The organism is Burkholderia sp. Ac-20384 (genome assembly GCF_017104605.1).
In the GTDB taxonomy this organism is placed as follows: domain Bacteria; phylum Pseudomonadota; class Gammaproteobacteria; order Burkholderiales; family Burkholderiaceae; genus Burkholderia; species Burkholderia lata.
Genome location: NZ_JAAGPE010000374.1, coordinates 1 through 7,900, shown reverse-complemented (window position 1 = coordinate 7,900; position 7,900 = coordinate 1). Strand labels below are relative to the sequence as shown.

8 protein-coding genes and 1 pseudogene are annotated in these 7,900 nt (G+C 67.6%); 6 read left to right on the top strand and 3 right to left on the bottom strand.

All coding sequences use genetic code 11. The features are described from left to right. Both G3O00_RS37475 and G3O00_RS37470 read left to right on the top strand, forming a co-directional pair. A partial coding sequence (locus tag G3O00_RS37475) for an ABC transporter substrate-binding protein (protein ID WP_206146029.1) occupies positions 1 to 914 on the top strand: 914 nt, incomplete at its 5' end. 122 nt (positions 915 to 1,036) lie between these two features. Further along, positions 1,037 to 2,347 carry an MFS transporter gene (locus G3O00_RS37470; protein WP_174934389.1) on the top strand — a complete coding sequence of 437 codons (1,311 nt, stop codon included), beginning with the start codon at positions 1,037 to 1,039 and terminating at the stop codon, positions 2,345 to 2,347. 12 nt (positions 2,348 to 2,359) lie between these two features. On the opposite strand, the gene G3O00_RS37465 is transcribed toward G3O00_RS37470, so the two are convergent. Then, complete coding sequence (locus tag G3O00_RS37465; protein ID WP_206146028.1) at positions 2,360 to 3,118, bottom strand: hypothetical protein; 759 nt, start codon at positions 3,116 to 3,118, stop codon at positions 2,360 to 2,362. Between the two features lie 146 nt (positions 3,119 to 3,264). Between G3O00_RS37465 and G3O00_RS37460 the strand changes: the two genes are divergently transcribed. After that, the gene (locus G3O00_RS37460; RefSeq protein ID WP_175045737.1) at positions 3,265 to 3,540 is read left to right on the top strand and encodes a YlcI/YnfO family protein; all 276 of its coding nucleotides are present in this window, start codon (positions 3,265 to 3,267) and stop codon (positions 3,538 to 3,540) included. Beyond that, a complete protein-coding gene (locus G3O00_RS37455) occupies positions 3,537 to 3,836 on the top strand; it encodes a type II toxin-antitoxin system RelE/ParE family toxin (RefSeq protein ID WP_206146027.1) in 300 nt (99 codons plus the stop codon). Before G3O00_RS37460 ends, G3O00_RS37455 begins: the two co-directional genes overlap by 4 nt. Positions 3,837 to 3,894: 58 nt before the next feature. On the opposite strand, the gene G3O00_RS37450 is transcribed toward G3O00_RS37455, so the two are convergent. Both G3O00_RS37450 and G3O00_RS37445 read right to left on the bottom strand, forming a co-directional pair. Beyond that, positions 3,895 to 5,679: a sensor histidine kinase gene (locus tag G3O00_RS37450; RefSeq protein ID WP_206146026.1), complete on the bottom strand. Its 1,785-nt coding sequence runs from the start codon at positions 5,677 to 5,679 to the stop codon at positions 3,895 to 3,897. Further along, a complete protein-coding gene (locus tag G3O00_RS37445; protein ID WP_174934394.1) occupies positions 5,676 to 6,320 on the bottom strand; it encodes a response regulator transcription factor in 645 nt (214 codons plus the stop codon). Before G3O00_RS37445 ends, G3O00_RS37450 begins: the two co-directional genes overlap by 4 nt. A 322-nt stretch (positions 6,321 to 6,642) precedes the next feature. Between G3O00_RS37445 and G3O00_RS37440 the strand changes: the two genes are divergently transcribed. Further along, complete coding sequence (locus G3O00_RS37440; RefSeq protein WP_011356112.1) at positions 6,643 to 7,095, top strand: hypothetical protein; 453 nt, start codon at positions 6,643 to 6,645, stop codon at positions 7,093 to 7,095. Positions 7,096 to 7,197: 102 nt separating this feature from the next. Further along, positions 7,198 to 7,779 (top strand): annotated as a pseudogene (locus tag G3O00_RS37435) (VTT domain-containing protein); the annotation flags it as partial. Positions 7,780 to 7,900 lie beyond the last annotated feature (121 nt).

The window sequence follows — 7,900 nt, the reverse complement described above, 5'->3', positions numbered from 1 at the left end:
AGGGCTATGGCGTGCTGTACCTGCCGCTGCTCGTGATGGAGAAGCAGCGGCTGTTCGAGCGGCACGCGGCGCGCCACGGCGTGCGTGACGTCGCGGTCGACTGGGTGCTGCTCGATGGCGGCAATTCCGTCAACGACGCGATGATGGCCGGCACGCTCGACTTCGCGGGCGCCGGCGCGCCGGGTTTCATCGAGCTGTGGGCGCGGGCGCGCGGCATTCCGAACGTCGAGGTGATCGGCATCAGCGGGCTGTCGACCACGTCGCTGTCGCTGAACACGAACCGGCCGGGCCTCGTGTCGCTGCGCGACTTCACGCCGTCCGACCGGATCGCGGTGCCGGGTATCCGCACGTCGCTGTCGGCGGTGGTGCTGCAGATGGTCGCGAGCAAGCAGCTCGGCCCCGCGCATTTCGCGCAGCTCGATTCGATCACCGTGAGCCTGCCGCATCCGCAGGCGATGCAGGCGCTGATTCGCCGCGAGAACGGTGTCACCGCGCATTTCACGTCGCCGCCGTTCTCGACGCTCGAGCTGCGGCAGCCGGGCATCCACCGCGTCGTGAATTCGGTCGACGTGCTTGGCCCGATGACGCACGACGTCGTATTCGCGCCGAAGCGACTCGTCGATACGGAGCCCGCGCTGGCCGTCGCGTTTCTCGGCGCACTCGACGAAGCGAACCGCCTGATCGCGCAGGACCCGCGCGCGGCGGCGGCGCTCTTTGCGGCGTCGTCGGGCGTCGGCATGTCGCACGACGACGTGATGCAGATGCTCGCCGCACCCGACACGCGCTTCTCGGTGCTGCCGAACCAACTGATGGACTACGTCGAATTCCTGTACCTGGCCGGCACGATCAAGGCGAAGCCGCGTGCGTGGCACGAGATGTTCGCGCCGATGCTCGACGCCTACCGGTCGGGCTGATACGGCCGCTCCCTTTCATCGACACACCTCGCGCTCGTGCATTCGTCGCGCGCGGCGCCGACTCAACCGAAATGCAACTGCCAAGCAACCGCTATGCAACCGATTCACGCAAGGAGCCTGAAGTGAACGCCACCGAAACCCTGGACCCCGCGTCCGCCGAAGAACAGCGCATCATGTCGAAGATGGCGCGGCGCCTGCTGCCCATCCTCGTCGTGATGTTCCTGATCGCGTTCATCGACCGGCAGAACGTCGGCTTCGCGAAGCTGCAGATGGTGCACAGCCTCGGGATGACGGAAGCGGCGTTCGGGCTCGCTTCGTCGCTGTTCTTCATCGGCTACCTGCTGTTCGAGGTGCCGAGCACGCTCGCGCTGCATCGCTACGGCGCGCGCGTGTGGCTCGCGCGGATCATGCTGACGTGGGGGCTCATCACCGTGCTGATGGGCTTCACGACATCGATGCCCGCGTTCTGCGCGCTGCGCTTCGTGCTCGGCATCGCCGAGGCCGGCTTCTATCCGGGCGTGATCTATTACCTGACGCTGTGGTTTCCGCAGAGCTATCGCGCGAAGGTGCTCGGCATCTTCACGCTCGGCAGCGCGCTCGCGAACATGCTCGGCTCGCTGGTCGGCGGTGTGCTGTTGAGCCTGAACGGCGTGTGGGGGCTCGCGGGCTGGCAGTGGGTGTTCGTGGCGACGGGTATCCCGGCGGTGATCGTCGCGATCGTCGTGTTCCGCGTGCTGCCCGCATCGGTGCGCGATGCACGTTTCCTTGATGACCGCGAGAAGCAGATCGTCGAGGCTGCGCTCGAACGCGAGAAGCCCGCGCAGGCCGAGCACGGCCAGCCGTGGAAGGCGCTGCTCGATCCGCGCGTGATGCTGTTCGCGGCCACCTACATGCTGATGTCGACGTCGCTGTACGGCGTGACGTACTGGCTGCCGACGCTCGTAAAGTCGTTCGGCGTGTCGAGCACGACGAACGGCTTCCTGAGCATGCTGCCGTGGGCGCTTGCGGTGTTGCTGTTGCTTTGGCTGCCGGGGAAGCTGCGCCGCGCGAAGAGCATCCTGCGCACGATCGCGATCGTTGCTGCACTTGGCGCACTCGGCTTCCTGCTGAGCCTCGTGCTGCCATCGACGCCGCTGCGCTTCATCGCACTGGTGCTCGGCGGTGCGTGCATTCCGTTGCTGTATCCGTGCTTCTGGTCGATGCCGCCGCGCTACTTCACCGGCGCGCGGGCGGCGGCGAGCGTCGCGGCGATCAACTCGATCGGCAACCTCGGCGGCTTCTTCAGCCAGAACCTGATGCCGTTTGCCGGCAAGGTGACGGGCACCGCGTTCGGCCCGATGATCGTGCCGATCGTGTGTCTCGCGCTGCTCGGGATCGGCGCGCTGGTCGCGTGGACGCGGTCGGAGCGGGGGATGGTGGCGGCGCGGGCGTGACGGCGCGCGGTGTTACCGCTTCATCAACTGGTTTCCGACGAACGAGAAGTTGGCCGTTGCGTGCGTGTTCGACAGCAGGTACCTGAGCGCGTGGATGTCGGGGGCGGTCGTCGTGAAGTGCTCGTCGCCGTCGAAGATGAAGTCCCACGTGATGATGCGGTGGGTGTCGGGATCGGCCACGTGGATCTCCTTCAGCGACGCGAGCGGATACGCGCGCTCGTGCCAGTCGAACAGGTGCCGTACGTAGAGGTGATCCGGCGTGACGATCTCGTAGCGCCGCAGGAAGGGTGTCGCAATGACGAGGAGCACCGTCGTGAAGATCAGCCACGAGCGGGCGCCGCGCCACAGGACGGCCCGTGCCGACGGGCGGCCGCGCACCATGACGCGGTAGCGCGCGTAGGTGGGCTGCACGATGAGCACCGTGCCGAACCACCACGCGATCGCGATGAACCCGAGCGGTACGTTCATGAACGGCACCGAGTAGGCGCCGACGAAGCTCGTCGGAAAATCCAGGAACCGCGCGGTCGACACGAACCCGAGCCCGATGTAGCTGCCGGCCGGATGCGGGATGAACACGGCCGTCGTCAGGGCCTGAAGTGCGAGCAGGACGGGCCAGCACAGCAGCGATACGGCCAGCCAGCCGGCCAGGGCGGCGAGAAAGAAGAGTGGATAGCTCAGGATGGATTTCATCGCGGAGAAGAGGAATGCGATCGGCTGGCGCATCAGCGCGCAAGGACGCGGGACGGTGATGGCGAGGGATTGTAGCGTCACGGCTGCTCCGTCATCGCGAGCGGTGTGCGGGGATTTGAGGATGGATTGAACACGACTTCGTCAGCCGATCATCCGAACGGCCGACTGTTCGCAAAGATGTTGGCGTGGTACCATGCATTACATATGTAATGCATGGAGGGCATGCAATGAAAACGGCCACGATGCCCGCACTGCGGGTCGATCCGAAATTGCGCGAAGAGGCGGAGTCTGTTCTGGCGGAAAACGAGACGCTGTCCGCGTTCATGGAGTCAGCGTTGCGTGATGGCATTGCGCGTCGACGCCTGCAGCACGAGTTTGTCGCACGTGGTCTGGCGTCTCGCGACGAGGCACGGCGTACCGGCGAATATGTCGATGCCGCGGATGTGCAGAGCGAGCTTGAGAGCATGCTGAACGCCGCACGCGCAGCGAAGGCGGCTGATTGAGCTATTCGGTCCGCTATACGCGCGCGGCACGTGAAGACCTGGTGCGGTTGTATCGTTACCTGCTCGAACGCGATGTGGACGCCGCGGCGAGGGCGCTGGAGGCGATCGAGCGGGGCGTCGCCATGCTTAGGCTGTTTCCGTTCACGTGTCGCAAAATCGATGAGGGCAATCCGTTTCTGCGCGAACTGATCGTGTCCTTCGGTACGTCAGGCTATGTTCTGCTGTTTGAGATCGAAAGTGCGGAGCAGGTCACGATCCTCGCCGTCCGCCATCAACGCGAGGACGACTACCACTGAACGGCCAGCGGCGGGGCATCGTCGCGGCCCCACCTGCACCACCGCCTTCGCCGGGAACCTACCCGCGCGTCCCCCCAACCCCGCCATGCGCGACCGTCACCTGCGCAGGCGACAGCGGAATCTCCACCTCGACCGTCGTCCCTTCGCCGAGCGTCGTCGCGATCCGCAGCGTACCGCCGACGAGATACGCACGCTCGCGTAACCCCACCAGCCCGAACGATCCCGACTTGCGTGGCACGCCGGGATCGAATCCCGCGCCGTCATCACGAATCGTCAGTTCGATTGCATGGTTCGCATGCACGAGTTCGACGGTCGCATGCGACGCGGCCGCGTGCCGCGCGACGTTCGCGAGCGCTTCCTGCGCGATGCGGAACACCGCCGTCGCGTAAGGCTCGTCGAGTTGCAGCTCCGGCGGGTCGACATGCAGCGCGCATGCGATGCCGTGACGGTGCCGGAAATCCTCCACGAGCCATTGCATGGCCGCGGCGAAGCCGAGATCGTCGAGCATCAGCGGGCGCAGGTCCGATGCGATGCGGCGTGTCGCCGCCACCGCACCGCGCGCCAGCGCGTGCATCGCCGCGATCTTGCGCGCCAGCAGCGCATCGTCCTGCGGTACGCGGTCGATCAGCCATTCGAGATCGTTCTTCAGCGTCGCGAGCGTCTGCGCGAGTTCGTCGTGCAGCTCGCGTGCGATGCGGCGCTGCTCGGCCTCGCGTGCGCTCGCGCTGATCGCGGCGATCTCGCGCAGTTCCTCGCGCGACGCCTGTAGCGCCCGTTCGGCGCGCACGCGGTCCTCGACTTCGCGTCGCAGGTCGCGGTTCGACGCGCTCAGTTGCGCGGTGCGCGCGGCGACGCGCTGTTCGAGCCGTTCGTTCGCGTCGTTCAACTGCGCGCTCTTCTGCACGACGAGCAGATGCTGGTAGCGTGCGCCGGCCAGCGCGCGCACCGTCTGCGCATGCAGCCGGCCGTTCTCGAACAGCATGGCGAACAGCACGACGCCGGAGGCGACGAGGCCGTACGCGCGCCCCGCGTAGAAGCCGAGATCGTAGCGCCCGTGATTGAGCATCGACGACAGCGCGATGTCGAACAGCCACGCGACGAGCACCGTCATCACCCACAGGTCGAGCACGGAATGGCGTCGCCGCCGCTGCCACATCAGCATCAGCGCGACCAGGTTCAGCCCCCAGACGATCGTGATCGCGTTCGTCATCGTCGCGGCCATCCGGTTGCCGTTCATGATGCGCGGCAGCAGGTCGTGGCCGGCCGTCGCGAGCAGCGCGAGCGCGACCGTCGCGCCGACCGCGGCCGCGATGCACAGCATCACCGGAATCGCCGCGCGGCGCTGCGGGGCCGGGATCGGGCCCGGTGTACGCGACGTCGCGCGCAGCAGCGCGTACGCGGCGACCGCCAGCGGAAAGCCGCCGTGCCAGAACAGGTACAGCCAGGCGGTGGTCTGGTCGCGGGCGCCGAGCAGGCCGGTCGGCGTGAACAGCCCGGGAAAGGTCAGCATGTGGGTGCCGGCCATGAAACCCGTGAACAGGTAGCCGCCCGCGAGCACGAGCAGCGGCCTCTGGCGCAGGATCGCGTACTGGCCGAGCAGCAGGCCGGCCGTCACCATGTCGTTGACGACGATCGCCGACTGGTACACGGGGATGAACGCCCCGCCCGGCGCCAGCGGCCTGCCGGCGAAGGGCGCAAGCGCGGCGAAGATCACGGCGGAGATGAGCACGGTCGCGAGCGCGAGCCGCCGTTCTCGCCGGCCCGGCGGCAGCGACGACATGAACAGGCGCGATGCGTCCGGGTTGTCGTCGTCCGGGGGCGGGAAGCGGAACGCGGCCGTCATGCGTCGCCGCCGGGGTCGAGGTCGTGGCGCACCGCGTAGCGAACCAGCGCGGCTTCGTGCGGCAGTTCCATCTTCTCGAGAATCCGTGTCTTGTACGTGCTGACCGTCTTCGCGCTGAGCGCAAGTTCGGCCGCGATCTGCGTGACGGTCTGGCCCGCGACGATGCGGCGCATCACGTCGAGCTCGCGCGCGGACAGCCGTTCGTGCGGCAGCGTCGCGGCCGGCGTGCGCAGCGTGAGCGCGAGGCTTTCTGCCGCCGACGGGCTCACGTAGACGCCGCCCGCGGCCACCTTGCCGACTGCCTCGACGAGCTCGGCGGTCGCGCTGTCCTTCGTCAGGTAGCCTGTTGCGCCGGCCTTGAACGCGCGCGCCGCGTACTGCGCCTCCGCATGCATCGTCAGCACGAGCGTGCGCAGCGACGGCGCCTGGCGCTTCACCAGCCGGATCAGCTCGATGCCGGTCGGCGCGGGCATCGACAGGTCGAGCAGCAGCACGTCGGCGGCGCCGCGCTCGACCAGCGCAAGCGTGGCCGAGCCGTCGCTCGCCTCGCCGACGATTTCGAAACCGCCGGCCGTTTCCAGGATGTAGCGCAGTCCGTCCCGCATGACTGCGTGATCGTCAGCCAGAATTACCCTGATCATCTAGCGATCCTCTTCGGGATGACGCCGCGCACTGCTGTCCGATGGTTGCCGCGGCCGTTCTTCTGATCAATATATTCCGCCGAATCCGAAAACGGTACACATCCGGGAAATTTTCGAGATAGATGATCGCGGAATGTGTACTGAAACGAAATAATCGCGGGGAAAAGGTATGTGGTGGAGCGGGTGAGGATCGGGGTTTTCCCTGATGAGTGTGATGGCGGGAACAGGCAGGCGCCGCGTGTCGCGAGCCACCCCGCGAGCCGTCCCGATTCGGGACTAAACTGGTGCCCGATGCCACTACAACGACCCGAGGAGCCCCGTGATGATCGATCTTGCCGATATCCTGCCGTCCGCATTGCCCGCCGCCGTCGCATGGGCCGAAGCCGAGGCGGCGCGCGGGATCGCGCAGGGGGCGCCGCTGACACCGGCGCAAGCCGACGACGCGCGCACGGTGGGCGTCGCGCAGCCGGAGCGGATCCGCGTGGTGATCGTCGACCGCATGCCGTTCCCCGAGGTGCCGTCGCTCGCCGCGATCGCCCGCGACACGGGGCTCCTGGCGCCGGGAACCATCGGGCTCACGCTCGGCCATGCGGTGTACGTGCTGCGCGGGCAGGACACGCGCCGCCTGTTGACCCATGAATTCCGCCACGTGCATCAGTACGAGGCCGCCGGCTCGATCGGCGCGTTTCTCGCGCGCTATCTGCAGGAGATCGCGACGGTCGGCTACCACGACGCGCCGCTCGAGGCCGACGCGCGGCAGCACGAGTTCGATTGACCCGTCACGCCGGCGCGACCGCGCGCACCTCCCGATGAACGTTCCCCCTGCCATCGCCGGCCCGGTGTCCGCATACCGGGGCACCCCGCCTTGGAGCGTGCGATGAGCGACACGATCCACGCGTGGATCGGCACGATCGGCGCACATCCGCTGCTCGTGCTCGCGATCGTGTTCGTGACGGCCTGCGCCGAGGCGATCGCGCTGATCGGCACGGTCGTGCCGGCCGGCGCCGTGATGTTCGCGGCCGGTGCGCTGATCGGCGCGGGCGCGCTCGACGGCTGGACGACCATCGGTGTCGCGGCGGTCGGCGCCGTGATCGGCGACGGGATCAGCTACGAACTCGGACGGCACTACCGCGGCGTGATCCGCAATGCGTGGGCGCGCTTCGGCTATGCGGCCGCCTACGCGCGCGGCGAGGAGTTCGTGCTGCGTCACGGGATGAAGAGCATCGTGCTCGCGCGTTTTCTTGCGCCGGTACGCGCGGTCGTGCCGGTCGTCGTCGGCTGCGCGACGCTGCCGCGCCGGTCGTTCTATCCGGTCAACGTCATCTCGGCGCTCATCTGGGCGCCCGTGCACGTCGCGCCGGGCATCCTGTTCGGGGCGTCGGCCGCGCTGGCCGCGGCGATCAGCGTGCGGGTCGCCGTGATCCTGCTGGTCGTCGCGGCGCTGGTCGCGCTCGTGTGGAGATCACCAGCGGCAAGGACGTCTGGCGCGATATCATCCATGCCGAAGATATCGGTGTGCTGGAAGCCGCATGGCGCCAGGGTATATCCACCGGAAGCAGTTTCGAAGTGACCGTACGCGT

What these genes read in the sequence shown, in the direction of transcription:
- G3O00_RS37440 (WP_011356112.1), top strand. Translation starts at nt 6,643, where the DNA reads ATGATCGATCTTGCCGATATCCTGCCGTCCGCATTGCCCGCCGCCGTC.
- G3O00_RS37450 (WP_206146026.1), bottom strand. Translation starts at nt 5,679, where the DNA reads ATGACGGCCGCGTTCCGCTTCCCGCCCCCGGACGACGACAACCCGGAC.
- G3O00_RS37445 (WP_174934394.1), bottom strand. Translation starts at nt 6,320, where the DNA reads ATGATCAGGGTAATTCTGGCTGACGATCACGCAGTCATGCGGGACGGA.
- G3O00_RS37460 (WP_175045737.1), top strand. Translation starts at nt 3,265, where the DNA reads ATGAAAACGGCCACGATGCCCGCACTGCGGGTCGATCCGAAATTGCGC.